Below are 16,875 nucleotides of genomic sequence, written 5' to 3' on the forward strand. Positions count from 1 at the left end.
GAACTATTATGAAATACCAATTACAGACCCACTTCAAAAAAATCCTTGCGGACACCATTACGCCCGTGAGTGTCTATCTTAAAATTCGAGATAAGTTCCCGAACAGTATTCTATTGGAAAGTAGCGACTACCATGCCAACGACAACAGTTTTTCGTACATCTGCTGCAATCCCATCGCTTATATTAAGGTAGAAGATGAAATTATTACCCAACGATTTCCCGACGGTTCCAAAGAAACCACTGAAATCACCCCAGAAATAGATGTCACCGAAGTCATCCATAGCTTCTCACAAAAGTTTTCTGTTGCCCAAAACGATTTCAAGTTCATCAACAATGGACTGTTCGGTTACATGGCCTATGACGCGGTTCGTTATTTTGAAGATGTGGAGATTTCCAAAAAGGAAGATTCCGTTAGGATTCCTGATATTTATTATGCGGTGTACAAAAACATTATTGCCATCAACCATTTTAAAAATGAGGCCTATTTGTTTGCTCATTGCTACGATTCGGAAAGTAATGTGGATGAAATTGAACAATTGTTCAATGTGCGTACATTTTCATCCTACAATTTCCATAAAGAGGGGGAACCAGAATCCAACCTTAAAGATGAAGAGTATAAAGAGCACGTAGAGTTGGCCAAAAAGCATTGTCAACGTGGTGATGTATTTCAATTGGTGCTCTCGAAAAGATTCAAACAAAAATTTAAAGGGGACGAATTTAATGTGTACCGAGCACTTCGTTCCATCAACCCCTCCCCTTACCTTTTCTATTTCGATTACGGCAACTTTAAAATTTTCGGAAGTTCACCAGAAGCACAATTGATCGTAAAGGACGGAAAAGCAGAAATTCACCCTATCGCAGGCACTTACAAACGTACTGGGAATGATGAAAAAGATGCTGAGCTCGCTAAAAAATTGGCTCAGGACGACAAAGAAAACAGCGAACATGTGATGTTGGTGGACTTGGCCCGAAACGACCTAAGCCGAAACGGAAACACTGTGCATGTGGACACTTATCGTGAAGTGCAATATTTCTCCCATGTGATTCATTTGGTTTCCAAAGTAACAGGACAAAAAAAGAAAGACATCAGCACCATGAAAGTGGTAGCCGACACATTCCCTGCAGGAACATTGAGCGGAGCGCCAAAACACATGGCCATGCAACTCATTGAAAAATATGAGAAAACAAGCCGCTCTTATTATGGCGGCGCCATAGGCTTTATGGATTTTGAAGGCAACTTTAACCATGCCATTATGATCCGAACCTTTTTGAGCAAAAACCACGAACTGTATTACCAAGCAGGAGCTGGTTTGGTGGCCGCCTCCAACCCTGAAGACGAATTACAAGAAACTTATAACAAGCTGGGAGCATTGACCAAGGCATTGGAAATTGCCGAAACAATCTAGACCATGGGAAGAAAGATTTTAATGATAGACAACTACGATAGTTTCACCTACAATTTGGTGCACTATTTGGAAGATTTGGATTGTGAAGTAACCGTAAAACGAAACGACCAACTCTCTTTGGATGAAGTGGAACTGTTCGATTATATCGTGCTTTCCCCTGGGCCAGGTATTCCTGATGAAGCAGGCTTGCTGAAAGAAATCATCAAAACCTACGCCCCTACCAAACGGATTTTTGGGGTTTGTTTGGGATTGCAGGCGATTGGTGAAGTATTTGGTGGCACTTTGGTGAATCTGGATAAAGTGTACCACGGAGTGGACACCAAGATAACAATCACCAAAGACGACCAAATCTATGAGGGCATGCCCAAGACCATTCAAGTGGGGCGTTACCACTCTTGGGTTGTTGATCCAAATCTACCTGAAGAATTGGAAACTACTGCCGTGGATGAAAACGGACAGGTAATGTCACTTCGCCACAAAACCTATGATGTAACAGCCGTGCAGTTTCACCCAGAATCGGTATTGACTCCAGAAGGAAAACAAATGCTTAAGAATTGGCTCAATAGAAAATAGAAACGAGATATGAGAATTGAGAGTTCTCTAAAATCTAACATCTAATCTCTCACATCTAAGAAAAATGAAAGAGACTTTAAATAAACTTATCAATCACGAAATTCTCCCCAAGGAAGAGGCCAAGCAAATATTGGTGAACATTGCCAAGGGAGATTACAACACCTCCCAAATTGCATCATTCTTAACGGTGTACATGATGCGAAGTATCACCATTGAGGAGTTGGAAGGCTTCCGCGATGCCCTATTGGAGCTTTGTTTGGCGGTAGACCTATCCGATTACAATCCTATTGATCTTTGCGGAACGGGCGGGGATGGCAAGGACACCTTTAATATTTCCACCTTGGCATCTTTTGTTACGGCTGGAGCTGGAATCCATGTGACCAAACACGGTAACTATGGGGTTTCCTCGAAATGTGGAAGTAGCAACGTGATGGAATTTCTGGGCATCAAATTCAGTAATGATGCCGATTTTCTAAAGAAAACCATTGAAGAAGCTGGCATTTGTGTTTTGCATGCGCCACTTTTTCACCCTGCCATGAAAAATGTAGCTCCCATCCGAAGAGAATTGGCGGTAAAGACCTTTTTCAATATGCTGGGACCTATGGTGAACCCTGCCTTTCCAAAGAACCAAATGGTAGGGGTGTATAATTTGGAATTGGCCAGAATGTACGGCTACTTATATCAGAATACCGATAAGAAATTCACCATTTTAAATGCCTTGGATGGCTACGATGAAATTTCGTTGACGGGTGACACCAAGACCATTTCTAACCATACCGAGAGCATGTTGAAACCTGCCGATTTTGGAGTAGAAAAAGTAACTCAAGCAGAAATTGTGGGTGGTGAGGATATTGCTGAATCCGCACAAATTTTCATGAATGTGCTGCAAGGAAAAGGTACCCAAGCACAAAACAATGTGGTATGCGCCAATGCAGGAGTAGCCATAGCCACGGTTCAAGGATTGACGCCAAAACAAGGTTTTGAGAAAGCCCAAGAATCGTTGATGAGTGGCAAAGGTTTGGCAGCATTAAAAAAATTACAGGAATTGAGTAGAAATTAAAGAGATGAAATGTCATTCCTGTTGTACCCTGAGCGTAGCCGATGGGAAAGCAGGAATCCAATAACCTAATTGAATAAATGATTCCGCATCAAGTTCGGAATGACAAATTAAATAAAAACAAGATAAGTGTCATTCCTGCGAAAGCAGGAATCCATAAAACAAATGATTAAAAACGTTCATGAATATTATGTTTACATCTTAACCAATATACCAAATGGCACCTTATATATTGGCATGACAAACGATTTAGAACGTAGAATACTAGAACATAAAACTGGTAGTGTAGAGGGTTTCACAAAAAAGTACGGACTCAAAACATCAATTTATTTTGAAGTTCATCAAAATGTGAATGAGGCAATCCTAAGGGAGAAACAACTGAAGAAATGGAAAAGACAATGGAAAATTGAATTGGTTGAAAAAGAAAATCCCAAATGGAAGGATTTAGCTAGTGGTTGGTATTCCTAATGGATCCCGCATCAAGTGCGGGATGACAATTAACAATGAATCAAGATCATTGCCATTCCTGCGAAAGCAGGAATCGAAAACAGAAACAGAATAAAAAATTACGCATAATGCTTCGACTTCGCTCAGCATCCGTGCGGGATGACTAAAGAATAAAATGAACATACTAGACAAAATAGTAGCCGACAAACGCAAGGAAGTCGATTTAAAGAAAAAGCTGATTACACTTCCCCAATTGGAAAGTGCATTGCTTATGGAACGCACATCGGTTTCATTGGCTGCAGTGCTACGCAAAAGCAATTCAGGAATTATTGCAGAACACAAAAGACGTAGCCCATCAAAATCCGTAATCAATCAAAGCCTGAATGTACAGAATGTGGTAAAAGGCTATGCAGAGGCAGGAGTTTGTGGCATGTCGGTTTTAACGGATGGAAAATATTTCGGAGGTTCCTTGGATGATTTGGTGCTGGCCAGAGCAGCCGTGAACAACCCATTGCTACGAAAAGAATTCATTATAGATGAATATCAAATTGTGGAAGCCAAAGCCTATGGTGCCGATGTGATTTTATTGATTGCCGCCATATTGACCCGAGAAGAAATCAAAGCGTACTCCGAATTGGCCAAAAGTTTGGGCTTGGATGTGTTGTTGGAAGTGCACAATGAAGAAGAATTGGAAAAATCCTTGATGCCCAATTTGGACATGTTGGGCGTGAACAATCGTAACCTAAAAACTTTTAAGGTGAGTTTGGAAACCAGTAAAACTCTTTCTCAGCTAATTCCTGATGAATTTGTAAAGGTTTCCGAAAGCGGTATCAGTTCCATTGAAGCAATCAGAGATTTAAAAGAATACGGTTACCAAGGATTTTTGATTGGAGAGAATTTTATGAAAACAGATAATCCTGGAGCGAGTGCAAAAGCATTTATTAACGAATTAGAAAATTAACGTCACTTCGAGTGATTTACCAAAGGTAAATTGTATCGAGAAGTGAAATGGTCTCGATACATTTTGAAACAAGTTTCAAAATACTCGACCTGACGAAATAAAGATTATGAAACTAAAGGTCTGCGGCATGAACCATAATCCCACCGAGGTCGCACAATTGCAACCCAATTATTTGGGTTTTATTTTCTGGGAACCCTCCTCTCGTTTTTTTGAGGGAGAAATGCCCGATTTGCCCAAATCCATTAAAAAAGTGGGGGTTTTTGTAGATGCACCTTTAGAAGAGGTTTTGGAAAAAGTTGCCGAATTCCAATTGGATGCCGTGCAATTACATGGTAAGGAAAGTGTTCAGTATTGCTCTGATTTAAAATCCAACTTTCTGTCATTTCGAGCACAGTCGAGAAACCAGAAAGTTGATGATAAGAAAGAGGTCTCGACTGTACTCGACATGACAAATACGGATATCATCAAAGTTTTTTCCATCAAAGATGATTTTGATTTTTCCATTTTGAAAGATTATGAAACCATTTGTGATTACTTTCTTTTCGATACCAAAGGAAAATTACCAGGTGGAAATGGCTATACGTTTGATTGGTCTATTTTAGAGAATTACCCATCCAACAAACCTTTCTTTTTAAGTGGGGGCATTGGTTTGGAATCCATTGAAAAATTGAAAAAATTCAAGAACAGTCCAGCATCAAAATATTGTTTTGCGATTGATGTGAACAGTAAATTTGAGACCCAACCTGGATTAAAAAACATAACGTCATTGAAAACATTCATCAATGAACTCAATGACGAATTACAACTTAAAACTGACAACTGATTATGAGTTATCATGCAGATGAAAAAGGGTATTACGGGGAGTTCGGCGGAGCCTTTATTCCCGAAATGCTGTATCCCAATTGCGAGGAACTTCGGCAAAACTATATCCAAATCATGGAGGAACCCTCCTTTAAGCAAGAGTTCCAACAATTATTAAAAGATTATGTGGGCAGACCCACCCCACTCTATTTTGCTAAACGACTTTCAGAAAAATTCAACACCAAAATCTATCTGAAGCGTGAAGACCTTTGCCATACAGGTGCACATAAGGTGAACAACACGATCGGGCAGATTTTGATGGCCAAAAAATTGGGCAAACATCGAATCATTGCTGAAACTGGTGCAGGTCAACATGGTGTGGCCACTGCAACAGTTTGTGCTCTTATGGGCATTGAATGTGTAGTGTATATGGGTGAAATTGATATTGCTCGCCAAGCTCCGAACGTAGCCCGAATGAAAATGTTGGGTGCCGAGGTGAGAGCGGCTAAATCAGGAAGTAAAACCCTAAAGGATGCCACCAACGAAGCCATTCGTGATTGGATCAACAATCCAGTGGACACCCATTATATTATTGGTTCTGTAGTTGGGCCACATCCCTACCCTGATATGGTCGCTCGTTTCCAATCGGTAATTTCCGAGGAAATTAAAAGTCAATTGTTGGAAAAAGAGGACCGAGAAAATCCAGATTACGTTGTAGCATGTGTGGGTGGAGGAAGTAATGCAGCTGGTGCTTTTTACCATTATTTGGATACACCAGAAGTGGGCATTATTGCCGTCGAAGCAGCTGGAAAAGGAATTCATTCAGGTGAAAGTGCGGCAACCTCTGCCTTGGGCAAAGTGGGCATCATCCATGGAAGTAAGACTTTGTTGATGCAAACGGCTGACGGGCAGATTACTGAACCCTATTCCATTTCAGCTGGCTTGGATTACCCAGGAGTTGGTCCGATGCATGCTCATTTGTACAAGTCTGGTCGTGGGGAATTTATTTCTATTACCGATGATGAGGCCATGCAAGCTGGATTGGAACTTTGCAAACTAGAAGGAATAATCCCAGCGATAGAATCATCACACGCTTTGGCCATTTTTGAGGATAGAAAATTCAAAGAAGATGATGTGGTCGTAGTGAATTTATCAGGCCGTGGCGACAAAGATTTACAGAATTATATCGATTATTTCAAATTATAATTTCTGTCATTCCTGCGAAAGCAGGAATCTATAACCCTAAGGATTCCGCATCAAGTGCGGAATGACAAAATGATTTTTAAATACGAGATTTAGAATGAACAGAATCAAACAAAAACTGAGCGAGGATAAAAAAATCCTCTCTATATACTTCACCGCTGGTTATCCTAAATTGGACGACACGGTTCAAATCATCCAAGATCTGGAAAAAAGCGGAGTGGATCTTATTGAAATTGGTCTTCCTTTTAGTGATCCTTTGGCTGACGGACCAACCATTCAGGAAAGTTCTACGGCTGCCCTTAAAAATGGGATGCACACTGAATTGCTTTTTGAACAAATCAAAGACATAAGAAAATCGGTTTCCATTCCATTGATATTGATGGGCTATTTTAACCCAGTGCTTCAATATGGAGTGGAAAAGTTTTGCCAAAAATGTGAGGAAATTGGCATCGATGGGTTAATTCTACCCGATTTACCCCTTGATGTGTACCAAGAAGAGTACGAAGCTTTGTTCAAAAAACATAGACTCATCAATGTGTTTTTGATTACACCACAAACTAGTGATGAACGTATCAAAGCCATCGATGATGCTTCGGAAGGGTTTATTTATATGGTGAGTTCAGCAAGCACCACTGGAGCAAAATCTGGATTTGGAGAAGAGCAATCTTCTTATTTTCAACGCATTTCAAATATGCAATTAAAGAACCCTCAAATTGTTGGGTTCGGTATCAGCAATGCAGAAACTTTTAATCAAGCTACAGAAAAAACAAAGGGTGCCATTATTGGTTCTGCTTTCATCAAACATTTAACAGAAAATGGTGTAGACAGTATTGGTGGGTTTGTGAGTCAAATTCGTTAAATTTCGAGTTTAAAACTAACTCAAGCCGATTCATGAAAAAAGCCATACTGCTAGCTTCATTATTTTCTGCATTTTCATTTTATGCCCAAGATGATGTAGCCATAAAGTCGCAAGTCGCCGATGCCATCAACGAGCTTCGGGATTTTATTTCCATACCAAACGATGCCCTCAATCCTGATGATATCGACAGAAACATTAATTGGCTAAAGCGCAAATTTGGAGAACGTGGTTTCAATACAGCTGTTTTGGAAACAGAAAATCTACCCTTGTTTTTTGCTGCATTACCGATGAATACCGAAAAACCAACGGTATTGATCTATATGCATTTGGATGGTCAATCTATTGACCCAACAAAATGGGATCAACCTGACCCTTATGAGGTGGTTTTAAAAGCTCCTGAGGGTGATGGTTTTAAAACTATTTCTTGGGAAGAACTCAATGATGACATCAATTATGATTGGCGCCTTTTTGGTCGTTCCACTTCAGATGACAAATCGCCCATTGTGATGTTGTTGAACACTATCGACCTTTTTAAAAATGAGGGTAAAGAAATCCCATTTAATGTAAAGGTGATTTTGGATAGTGAGGAAGAAAAAAGTAGTAAACCTTTACCTAAAGCAGTAAAAGAGTACCGTGATTTATTGGAAGCTGACTTTTTAATGATTGTGGATGGTCCCGTTCATGCTTCGGAAAAACCAACGGTTGTGTATGGTTGTAGAGGAATCACTACGCTTTCATTGACTACTTATGGTCCAATCAAACCTCAACACAGCGGCCATTATGGTAATTATGCGCCAAACCCTGGTTTCCAATTGGCCCAGTTATTGGCAACCATGAAAGATAAAGATGGAAAGGTATTGATTCCAGGCTATTATGATGGCATCAATATAGACGAGTCCACTTTAAACATTTTAAAAAGTGTTCCTGACAGTGATGAAGCCATTGCAGAAAAATTACAATTCAAAACCTCGGAAAAAGTAGGGAGTTTTTATCAAGAAGCGCTACAATATCCCTCTTTGAATATTAGAGGATTGGGCTCTGGATGGGTAGGTGCAAAAGCTAGAACCATTGTTCCCGAAAGTGCAACTGCTGAATTGGATTTGCGTTTGGTAGTGGAAAGCGATGGTACTAGATTGAAAAAATTGGTAAAGGACCACATCGCAAAACAAGGATACAAAGTATTGGACCACGAGCCGAGCAAGGAAGAGCGCATGCAATTCGATAAAATCGTTCATGTAAGGGAAGGAAGTGTTACCGATGCTTTTAGAACTTCAATGGGCAACCCTTATGGTGTTTTCATCACAAAAACCATGAAAGAAACCTTTGGAGAGGATGTAATTCAAATTCGAACCATGGGCGGAACCGTTCCCATTGCACCATTCATCAACGAATTGAAAATCCCTGCATTTATTGTTCCTACTGTAAATCCAGATAACAACCAACACAGTCCCAATGAAAATGTGAAAATTGGGCAACTAGCGTATGGAATTAAAATGTTTTACGGGGTGCTATCAACTCCGATGGAATAAAAGAACTTCTAACTAAAAAAGCCCCGAACTGTCGGGGCTTTTTTTGATAAATTATTTAGACTATTCGTTATTGCTTTTCTTTTTCTGTTGGCCAGGGGCATACGCTTTGGCACTTTTAGCTCCTGTTGCTTTTTTAACCTGACCTGGTGCAGTACTTCTTTTTACCGTACCATGGTTCACTTTACAAGATGTAAACATCGCAATAGAACATAATACAATAGTAATCTTAAGTAAATTTCTCATGTTTTTGATTTAGGGATTTGGTTGAATGTAGTTATAACAACGAAAAAATCACGTTAAAATTGACCTAAACCCCATATCATTTGATGAATAATGCTAAATAATTCATATTTCCATCAAACTAGAAAAACTCTCGGTACTGCATTACCCTAAAATCCAAGGTGTTGAATTTGGGATTGACTTTTTTCAAATCTTTATACGCTTGCAAACTTCCCACGGCTCTATTGGCTGCTCCCGAGGGTCCAGTTAAAGAGACTGTTGTAATTGTTCTCGACTGCCTGCCCATGCCGCAGGCGGGCGCTCGAACTGACAAAGAATTAGAAGTGACAGGTAACTCCAACTGATGAATTCGTGGCACTTCATCAGAAATCACATCCAATTTTAAACCATGTTCTTTGAGTTGTCTTCTAAAGAAATATTCTGGACCGTTTTTACTATTGCCACCTGTGAACAACAATGTTTCAATATTTGGATGTTTTTGAAGATATCCCACCAAATCGCGCAGTTCTACATTTTGCATTCCCAAATCGGAAGCATCGATTTTTTCGCGTTCGGCACTTTGCACAATGTCGCAAACACCAATTTTATTTTTTATTAAAAAGTGTTTTCGTTGTTGAATGGCCTCATGGGTGTTTTCATATTTGAGTCCCAAATCAAAGATTCGGTCCAAAATGGGCCATAACATGCCATTGCAACTGCCGTAGCAAAAATCAACATCCTCATCCTTTAATTCTCCTGTGGTAAAACGAGGTGGTGGTAGCGTACCCACAATCAACTTGGTGGCCTCTTCCAATAAAAATGGCTCGTATGGATGAATGTGTTGAAAGAGTTTCAAGTTTAAAGTGGAGAGTTTTAAGTATCAAGTTCAAAAGAACAAACTATTAAAAAGAGAGAATCCACGTCATGCTGAACTCGTTTCAGCATCACATAAATAAAATTTTATGAGACCCCGAAACAAGTTCGGGGTGACCTTATACTATATTATGGTTAAGCAGAGTTTCTACTTGCATTAATGTTTCCGTAAAGCGAACGCGTTACAATCTTTTCATACAATTCCTTAAACTCAGAATTCTGGGTGATATGGTACAAGGCGTTTTGCTGAATCACCAACAAAGGCAACACAATCTTCTCACGGATTTTTACGGACTCCCTTGAAATGGCCTCATCTTCCATTAAAATCTTAAGACCAGAAATCTGTAACAACATCTTTTTAGAAAGTTCGAATTCGTCGTGAAGTATATTCCAGAAATCTCCAAATTCAGGATCGTCTTTCATGTAGCTTGTCAATTGGAAATTGGTTTTCGCCAAAGACATCATACTGTTCAACATCAAAGCTTTGAAAAATGGCACTTCTTTGTACAATTTTTTCACTTCGCTCAGTCGACCCTCCTCTTTCAATTGTTGGATAGCTGTACCCAAACCAAAATAACCTGGCACATTTTGTTTCAATTGGCTCCAAGATCCCACAAAGGAAATTGCCCTTAAATCGGACAAGGTCAATTTTGCTTTATTGCCACGCTTTCCTGGTCTACTTCCAATATTGGCCTTCGTGTAATATTTTAAAGTACTTCGGTTTTCTAAGTACGGGATAAACTTATCATGCTGTTTTAGCCCATCGTATTTATCGAAACTCAATTCAGAAAGCTCTTCTATCAATTTACGTTGGGCTGAAGAAATCACCAATTCCTTACCAAAAAGATTATTGCTCAAACCTGCAGTCAGCAATTGTTCCGAGTTATGGATGAATTGCTCTTTTGTACCATAGGTACTGGTAATGGTTTGCCCTTGAATGGTGAGTTGAATTTCGTGATTCGCCACATCTTTTGTTTGTGCAGCGTAGAATCTATGGGTTTTACCACCACCCCTTGCAGGTGGTCCTCCCCTACCGTCAAAAAATATGGCAGCGATTCCATTTTTCTTGCAGACTTTACTCAAGGTTTCCTTTGTTTTTAAAATAGACCAGTTGGCTTTTAAATATCCGCCATCTTTGGTCCCATCGGAGAAACCAAGCATAATGGTGTGCACATCATTTCTGCGCTCCAAGTGTTTTCTGTATTTTGGAATATCAAACAAGGTTTGCATCACTTCTTCGGAAGCATCCATTCCTTTCATGGTTTCGAATAAAGGAACAATATCGAAAGTGATGTCCTTTTCGTCCCATCCGCACCATCTGAACAATCCATAAACAAAGAGAACGGCAAAAATATCTTCGGAGTTACTGATGATATAGCGGTTACAACCATCTTCCCCATTCTTTTCTTGAATGGCCTTTAAATTTTGAATGTTGGCAATGGTATCCTGTACAATTTCCTCATCAAAATCTTTTGGGTTGAGTTTATAGTCCTTTTGCAATAATTGCTGCACCAAATCCTTTTCTTTCAACTCAGCCAAAGATTCCTTGATAACGCCCTGTTTTTTCAGTACAGTTTCAACTACCAAGAAATGTTTGCTATGATCTTGACGAATATCCAAGGTAGCGAAGTGCGTTTTAAAGATGTGAACCTTATCAATAAATTGGTCCAACTCATCCAGATACAATTCGTGGTAATGCTCTATCAATTGCTCACGAACTGCATTTAAATGTTCTATAATTCCAGCGTAGGAAATTGGTGCATTCGGGTCGAACATGGCGAGGTATAGTTTATCGCTCAGAGCATTAAGGTCTTCTTGCATGCTTTTGAACGTAAGCTTTTTACGAAGTTCCTTTAATTCATTGTAGTAGCACTTCATCAAGGTCAATCGAAGTTCATCGGCTACTTGTTTGGTGATATCAGCGGTCACAAAGGGGTTTCCATCTCGGTCACCACCTGGCCAGAATCCAAGTTTCATGAGATTGTAATTCTCAAACTTTTCATCTTTGATGTTGTTCTTTACATATTGGTACAAATCCCCAACTGCATCATAATAGGTATTCCTCAAAATATAGATGATGTTTTTGGCCTCATCCAACGGAGTAGGCTTTTTGGCATTCACCAAAGAGGTCAATCCCAATTGTTGAAGCGTTACATCAATATCGTGAAGCCTATCTTCGTCAATAAGGCTTCGCAATTCAGCAATAATATCTAAAACAGCAGGGGTATAAAACTGCGTAGGGTGCGCTGTAAGAACAATTCGTGCGCTGAATGTGGACAGTTTCTTGGATACCTTGTCCCAGTTTTTGGTGCGATTCACCAATTCAAAATAATCAGGAATGGTCAACGAAGTGCTGTACTCCTGAAGTTTCGGAAATGCCGAATCTTCAACACTATCATACAACACCACCTGACGTTCCACATATTGCACAATGCGGAACATAAAATCCAATCGCTCACGCTCATCTTGAATATTGGCAAAGTTGGAAAAGAACACATCCAAAATTTCTTGGGGCTCCTTACCATCTTTCAATCCCTTTTCGCATTGATCCAACAAAAGTGGAATCAAAATCCCCACATTTTCAATGTTCTTGTAGGGTAAACTCAAGAAAAGACTGTTGTAGATATTGAATTTATTGGTTACCGATTTTTTAAACTCTTCTAACCGTTTAGACTGTTGCATGTATTGTTTGTGTTAGTGTTAAAAACAGACGAACACCCAAAGGTCGTGATTAATGTGTAACCAATGGGTTAAATTTAAGGGTATCACAATTTTAGGTATAAGGCGTTTCTATCTTAACACCCAAACCCAATTGTCACTAACAACTTAAAGATTACTTTGGATTTTACCAAAGATTTATCGGACGAAAACGGGCTGGTTTTCCTTTAGGGTGTGCTCTTCACTAAAAAGGTAACCGTCGTAATTGAAGTTTTTAATATCGTCCAAGGTCTTAGCGTCAGAATCCAAGATGTAGCGCACCATAGATCCACGTGCTTTTTTGGCAAAGAAGCTGATGATCTTCAACTTGTCGTTTTTCCAATCTTTAAAGATTGGGGTGATCACAGGAACTTTCAATTTCTTGGTATCGATTGCGTTGAAGTATTCATTACTGGCCAAGTTCACAAACAACTCACCATCTTCCAATTCATTGTTTAAATGGGCGGTCAATTGTGTTTTCCAGAAGTCGTACAAGTTCTTTTTTCTTCCTATTTTCAATTGTGTTCCCATTTCCAAGCGGTAGGGCTGAATTAAATCCAAAGGCTTTAACACACCATACAATCCTGATAAAATTCTGAGGGTTTCCTGAAGTTGATCTAGTTTTTCCTCTGGAATGGTGTAGGCATCCAAACCTTGGTACACATCACCATTAAAAGCATAAACTGCTGGCCTAGCATTTTCTGGAGTGAAAGGTGGCTCAAATTGTTGATTGCGCTCCCAGTTCAGTTCAGCCAACTTATCGGAAATGGACATCAGCTCACTCAATGCCTTTGGTTTCTTCTTTTTCAGCACCGCATTCAGCTTTTCGGATTGCTCCAAAAATTCGGGCTGTGTAAATTTTGATGTTGGTAAGGCTGTTTCAAAATCCAACGACTTGGCTGGAGAGATCACAATTTTCATATGCATTTAAATTTCAGTAAAAATAAGTAGGAATTTGGGCTTCAAAAAGCATTTTCCAATGGTGTTTTCAATCTTAATATTAATGAAAACTATGATTCATGATGTTTAGAATAGCCACGCCATTTTTCAATACCGTTCACCATATCTTCTGGCAATTCTGAATCAAAACGCATGAACTCTCCTGTCACTGGATGTTCAAACCCTAAAGTTTTGGCATGCAAAGCTTGTCTGGGCAAAACCTTAAAGGTGTTTTCTACAAATTGCTTGTATTTGGTAAATGTGGTGCCTTTTAAAATTTTATCCCCACCGTAGCGCTCATCATTGAACAGTGTATGCCCAATGTATTTCATGTGCACCCGAATCTGATGGGTTCTTCCTGTTTCCAATTTGCAGGAGACCAAAGTCACATAGCCCAAACGTTCCAGCACTTTATAGTGGGTCACCGCTTCTTTCCCATCTTCCCCATTCGGAAAAACCACCATTTGAAGTCTGTTCTTAGGGTTTCGACCTATATGACCTTCAATGGTTCCTTCATCCTCTTCCACATTACCCCAAACCAAGGCAATATATTCACGCTCACTGGTTTTTTCAAAAAACTGTTGGGCCAAATGCGTCATCGCGGTTTCCGTTTTGGCAATCACCAACAAGCCCGTAGTGTCTTTATCAATTCGGTGTACCAAACCTGGGCGTTCTGAACTATTGTTGGGTAAATTCTCAAAATGGTAGACCAAAGCATTGATCAAGGTTCCCGAATAATTTCCATGACCTGGGTGCACTACCATCCCTGCGGGTTTGTTCACCACCAAAAGAGAATCATCCTCGTACACTATATCCAACGGAATGTCCTCAGGAGTCAGTAAAAACTCATAAGGTGGGTGCTCGAACATCACTTTAACCTCATCACCTGCTTTTACCTTATAGTTTTGTTTTACAACCTCGCCATTTACCCAAATATGACCTCGTTTGGCCGCTTGTTGGATCTTGTTTCGAGTAGCATTTTCGATAAAATTCATCAAGAATTTATCAACGCGCAAAGGCTCCTGACCTTTTGAGGCCATGAACTTAAAATGCTCGTAGAGCTCGTCTTGCGACAACTCTTGGTTATCGTTATCCGAAATATCCATGCTTAATTGGACTCTGCCTGAACCCTTGCACTTCCTGGAACAGTCCCGTTACCACAGATCAGTTCAACTTTGGAGGTCTTGGGCAATTTATCTCCAGGCTTAATGTATTTCCCTTTAAACTTCATGTTGTACACCATATCCTTACCCAACTCATCAATGTAAGTAACACGTTGCACATCCAATCCTACTGCCTTAAGCATAGAAGCAGCATTTCGTTGGGTTACCTGAATAATATCTGGCACGGTCACCTTTTTATACCCTGATGGGTTAACGGTAAAATATATTTTACGGTTGGATTTCACCTTGTTTCCCGCAGGTGGATTTTGGTCCAAAATGGAAAAACGTGGGTAATCGGGATTATATTCGGAAGAGTCCAAAACTTGGTATCGCAAACCTGCATCCTCAACAGCTTTTCGCATTTCGGATACAGACATTTTGGAAAAATCGGGCACTTCTACAAATTCACCATGGTTGGTAGTACTGTTAAGCCATCGCAAAGACAGCATCACCAAAACAAGCACAGCCACGACCGCCAAGCCCAATTGAATCAAAAATGTCTTACTTTTTAAAAAGTTTAAAAAATTTTTCATGTGGATTACCTTATCGGGACAAATATAGGAAAGCCAACCCTTTTTTCTTTACTTTGGCTTTGCGATATTTTGAACCAATGAAAAAGAACGTTGCCATCATCATAGGGGGCTACTCCAGTGAATACAATATTTCCATAAAGAGTGGAAATGTGGTCTTTAAGTATTTGGATAGAAGCAAATACAATCCTTATCGAATAATTATTACCAAAGAAAAATGGTACTATTTGGATGAAGAAAACAATGAGTTTTTATTGGAACGTTCCGATTTTAGTTTGCCATTGGATGGAAATAAAATCAAGTTTGATTGTGTTTTCAATGCCATTCATGGCACCCCAGGTGAAGATGGATTAATGCAGGCTTATTTTGAGTTGTTGGGGATTCCACATACCTCTTGCAACCATTACGAAGCCGCTCTAACTTTCAACAAAAGGGATTTATTGAGCGCCTTGAAACCCTACGGAATACCTTGTGCCACTTCCTATTTTATTAATAAGGGTCAATCTATTGATGAGGATGCCATTGCTGAAAAGGTAGGACTCCCTTGTTTTGTGAAAGCGAACAGAGCGGGAAGTAGCTACGGCGTTTCCAAAGTGTACAAAAAAGAAGAATTGGAGACCGCCATCGAGAATGCCTTTAAAGAGGACCACCAAGTTATTATTGAATCTTTTTTGGATGGCACCGAAGTTTCGATTGGGGTAATCACCTATAATAATGAAGTGAAAGTGTTACCCGCCACCGAGATTATTTCAGAAAACGATTTTTTCGATTTTGAAGCGAAATACATGGGTAAATCCCAAGAGATCACTCCTGCTCGAATTTCAGAAACTCAGGCAACCAATGTAAAAGAAAGGGCAGAATTTATTTATAAAGTGCTCGGCCTAAAAGGCTACACCCGAAGTGAGTTTATTTTTATCGGGGCCGAACCTTATTTATTGGAGATCAATACCACTCCAGGACTTACCGAAGAAAGTTTGTTACCGCAACAAGCTCGAGAGGCTGGAATTTCTTTAGAAGCACTTTTTGACAGTGCCATAGAAGAAGCTTTACGATAGAAATCCGTATTTTTAAGAAACCAATTACCAAACCACATGAGACGCGCATTGTTCCCTGGTTCTTTTGACCCGCTAACCTTAGGTCATTCTGACATTATTCAAAGAGGTGTTACCCTTTTTGATGAACTCGTTATTGCTATAGGGATCAATGCTGACAAAAAATACATGTTCTCTTTGGAGGAAAGGGTTCAATTTATCAAAGAAGCCTTTAAAGATGAGCCCAAAATAAAAGTAACTACTTACCAAGGCATGACGGTAGATTTCTGCAAAAAAATAGATGCCAATTTTATTTTAAGGGGACTTCGCAACCCTGCGGATTTTGAGTTTGAAAAGGCCATTGCGCACACTAACCGTAAACTATCAGAAATTGAAACTGTGTTCTTGCTTACCTCTTCGGGTAAATCGTTTATTAGTTCTTCCATTGTTCGAGATGTCATTAGAAATGGAGGCGATTACACTGGACTTGTTCCCGAAACCGTCATTGTAAAGAAATAATTTTAAAGCTTCTGATCAACCGATAAATTTTGATGTAGGTGATTTCTTCAAACTTGACAAATGTCAAA

General features: G+C 39.7%; 17 protein-coding genes. 11 read left to right on the forward strand and 6 right to left on the reverse strand.

The features are described 5' to 3' along the window. The first annotated feature begins 8 nt into the window (after positions 1-8). The 9 genes from BLQ18_RS15980 (at position 9) to BLQ18_RS16020 (ending at position 8,836) form a co-directional block, all read left to right on the forward strand. On the forward strand, positions 9-1,406 hold the full coding sequence (locus tag BLQ18_RS15980) for an anthranilate synthase component I family protein (RefSeq protein WP_090299113.1): 1,398 nt from the start codon (positions 9-11) through the stop codon (positions 1,404-1,406). 3 nt (positions 1,407-1,409) lie between these two features. Continuing rightward, a complete protein-coding gene (locus tag BLQ18_RS15985) occupies positions 1,410-1,979 on the forward strand; it encodes an anthranilate synthase component II (protein ID WP_090299116.1) in 570 nt (189 codons plus the stop codon). Between the two features lie 64 nt (positions 1,980-2,043). Continuing rightward, positions 2,044-3,039, forward strand: a complete 996-nt coding sequence (gene trpD, locus BLQ18_RS15990) for an anthranilate phosphoribosyltransferase (protein WP_090299119.1) — start codon at positions 2,044-2,046, stop codon at positions 3,037-3,039. A gap of 162 nt (positions 3,040-3,201) precedes the next feature. Then, a complete protein-coding gene (locus BLQ18_RS15995; protein ID WP_090299358.1) occupies positions 3,202-3,504 on the forward strand; it encodes a GIY-YIG nuclease family protein in 303 nt (100 codons plus the stop codon). A 154-nt stretch (positions 3,505-3,658) separates the two neighbouring features. Beyond that, positions 3,659-4,444 (forward strand): indole-3-glycerol phosphate synthase TrpC, encoded by a 786-nt coding sequence (gene trpC / locus BLQ18_RS16000; protein WP_090299123.1) that lies wholly within the window; start codon positions 3,659-3,661, stop codon positions 4,442-4,444. Positions 4,445-4,550: 106 nt separating this feature from the next. Then, positions 4,551-5,267 carry a phosphoribosylanthranilate isomerase gene (locus tag BLQ18_RS16005; RefSeq protein WP_090299125.1) on the forward strand — a complete coding sequence of 239 codons (717 nt, stop codon included), beginning with the start codon at positions 4,551-4,553 and terminating at the stop codon, positions 5,265-5,267. A gap of 2 nt (positions 5,268-5,269) precedes the next feature. Continuing rightward, a complete protein-coding gene (gene trpB, locus BLQ18_RS16010; protein ID WP_090299128.1) occupies positions 5,270-6,451 on the forward strand; it encodes a tryptophan synthase subunit beta in 1,182 nt (393 codons plus the stop codon). Between the two features lie 94 nt (positions 6,452-6,545). Continuing rightward, a complete protein-coding gene (trpA, locus tag BLQ18_RS16015) occupies positions 6,546-7,307 on the forward strand; it encodes a tryptophan synthase subunit alpha (protein WP_090299131.1) in 762 nt (253 codons plus the stop codon). Positions 7,308-7,339: 32 nt separating this feature from the next. Next, positions 7,340-8,836 carry a M20/M25/M40 family metallo-hydrolase gene (locus BLQ18_RS16020; RefSeq protein WP_090299134.1) on the forward strand — a complete coding sequence of 499 codons (1,497 nt, stop codon included), beginning with the start codon at positions 7,340-7,342 and terminating at the stop codon, positions 8,834-8,836. Positions 8,837-8,896: 60 nt separating this feature from the next. Here BLQ18_RS16020 and BLQ18_RS17045 read toward each other — a convergent pair whose 3' ends face one another. The 6 genes from BLQ18_RS17045 to BLQ18_RS16045 form a co-directional block, all read right to left on the reverse strand. Beyond that, the gene (locus BLQ18_RS17045; protein WP_175443793.1) at positions 8,897-9,079 is read right to left on the reverse strand and encodes a hypothetical protein; all 183 of its coding nucleotides are present in this window, start codon (positions 9,077-9,079) and stop codon (positions 8,897-8,899) included. 118 nt (positions 9,080-9,197) lie between these two features. Continuing rightward, positions 9,198-9,911: a uracil-DNA glycosylase family protein gene (locus tag BLQ18_RS16025; protein WP_090299137.1), complete on the reverse strand. Its 714-nt coding sequence runs from the start codon at positions 9,909-9,911 to the stop codon at positions 9,198-9,200. A gap of 152 nt (positions 9,912-10,063) precedes the next feature. After that, complete coding sequence (locus BLQ18_RS16030) at positions 10,064-12,610, reverse strand: phosphoenolpyruvate carboxylase (protein ID WP_090299141.1); 2,547 nt, start codon at positions 12,608-12,610, stop codon at positions 10,064-10,066. A 174-nt stretch (positions 12,611-12,784) separates the two neighbouring features. Continuing rightward, positions 12,785-13,546, reverse strand: a complete 762-nt coding sequence (gene yaaA, locus BLQ18_RS16035) for a peroxide stress protein YaaA (protein ID WP_090299144.1) — start codon at positions 13,544-13,546, stop codon at positions 12,785-12,787. A gap of 89 nt (positions 13,547-13,635) precedes the next feature. Further along, positions 13,636-14,670: an RluA family pseudouridine synthase gene (locus BLQ18_RS16040; protein ID WP_090299147.1), complete on the reverse strand. Its 1,035-nt coding sequence runs from the start codon at positions 14,668-14,670 to the stop codon at positions 13,636-13,638. A 2-nt stretch (positions 14,671-14,672) separates the two neighbouring features. Next, positions 14,673-15,260: a PASTA domain-containing protein gene (locus tag BLQ18_RS16045; RefSeq protein ID WP_090299150.1), complete on the reverse strand. Its 588-nt coding sequence runs from the start codon at positions 15,258-15,260 to the stop codon at positions 14,673-14,675. Positions 15,261-15,337: 77 nt separating this feature from the next. Here BLQ18_RS16045 and BLQ18_RS16050 point away from each other — a divergent pair, with 77 nt between their 5' ends. Further along, positions 15,338-16,312, forward strand: coding sequence for a D-alanine--D-alanine ligase (locus BLQ18_RS16050; protein ID WP_090299153.1), 975 nt, complete (start codon positions 15,338-15,340; stop codon positions 16,310-16,312). Positions 16,313-16,348: 36 nt separating this feature from the next. Beyond that, the gene (coaD, locus tag BLQ18_RS16055) at positions 16,349-16,807 is read left to right on the forward strand and encodes a pantetheine-phosphate adenylyltransferase (protein ID WP_090299156.1); all 459 of its coding nucleotides are present in this window, start codon (positions 16,349-16,351) and stop codon (positions 16,805-16,807) included. Positions 16,808-16,875 lie beyond the last annotated feature (68 nt).

This window comes from Flagellimonas zhangzhouensis (genome assembly GCF_900102925.1).
In the GTDB taxonomy this organism is placed as follows: Bacteria; Bacteroidota; Bacteroidia; order Flavobacteriales; family Flavobacteriaceae; genus Flagellimonas; species Flagellimonas zhangzhouensis.

Coding starts and splice junctions, on each gene's coding strand:
- BLQ18_RS15980 (WP_090299113.1), top strand. CDS start 9: ATGAAATACCAATTACAGACCCACTTCAAAAAAATCCTTGCGGACACC.
- BLQ18_RS15985 (WP_090299116.1), top strand. CDS start 1,410: ATGGGAAGAAAGATTTTAATGATAGACAACTACGATAGTTTCACCTAC.
- trpD (WP_090299119.1), top strand. CDS start 2,044: ATGAAAGAGACTTTAAATAAACTTATCAATCACGAAATTCTCCCCAAG.
- BLQ18_RS15995 (WP_090299358.1), top strand. CDS start 3,202: ATGATTAAAAACGTTCATGAATATTATGTTTACATCTTAACCAATATA.
- trpC (WP_090299123.1), top strand. CDS start 3,659: ATGAACATACTAGACAAAATAGTAGCCGACAAACGCAAGGAAGTCGAT.
- BLQ18_RS16005 (WP_090299125.1), top strand. CDS start 4,551: ATGAAACTAAAGGTCTGCGGCATGAACCATAATCCCACCGAGGTCGCA.
- trpB (WP_090299128.1), top strand. CDS start 5,270: ATGAGTTATCATGCAGATGAAAAAGGGTATTACGGGGAGTTCGGCGGA.
- trpA (WP_090299131.1), top strand. CDS start 6,546: ATGAACAGAATCAAACAAAAACTGAGCGAGGATAAAAAAATCCTCTCT.
- BLQ18_RS16020 (WP_090299134.1), top strand. CDS start 7,340: ATGAAAAAAGCCATACTGCTAGCTTCATTATTTTCTGCATTTTCATTT.
- BLQ18_RS17045 (WP_175443793.1), bottom strand. CDS start 9,079: ATGAGAAATTTACTTAAGATTACTATTGTATTATGTTCTATTGCGATG.
- BLQ18_RS16030 (WP_090299141.1), bottom strand. CDS start 12,610: ATGCAACAGTCTAAACGGTTAGAAGAGTTTAAAAAATCGGTAACCAAT.
- yaaA (WP_090299144.1), bottom strand. CDS start 13,546: ATGAAAATTGTGATCTCTCCAGCCAAGTCGTTGGATTTTGAAACAGCC.
- BLQ18_RS16040 (WP_090299147.1), bottom strand. CDS start 14,670: ATGGATATTTCGGATAACGATAACCAAGAGTTGTCGCAAGACGAGCTC.
- BLQ18_RS16045 (WP_090299150.1), bottom strand. CDS start 15,260: ATGAAAAATTTTTTAAACTTTTTAAAAAGTAAGACATTTTTGATTCAA.
- BLQ18_RS16050 (WP_090299153.1), top strand. CDS start 15,338: ATGAAAAAGAACGTTGCCATCATCATAGGGGGCTACTCCAGTGAATAC.
- coaD (WP_090299156.1), top strand. CDS start 16,349: ATGAGACGCGCATTGTTCCCTGGTTCTTTTGACCCGCTAACCTTAGGT.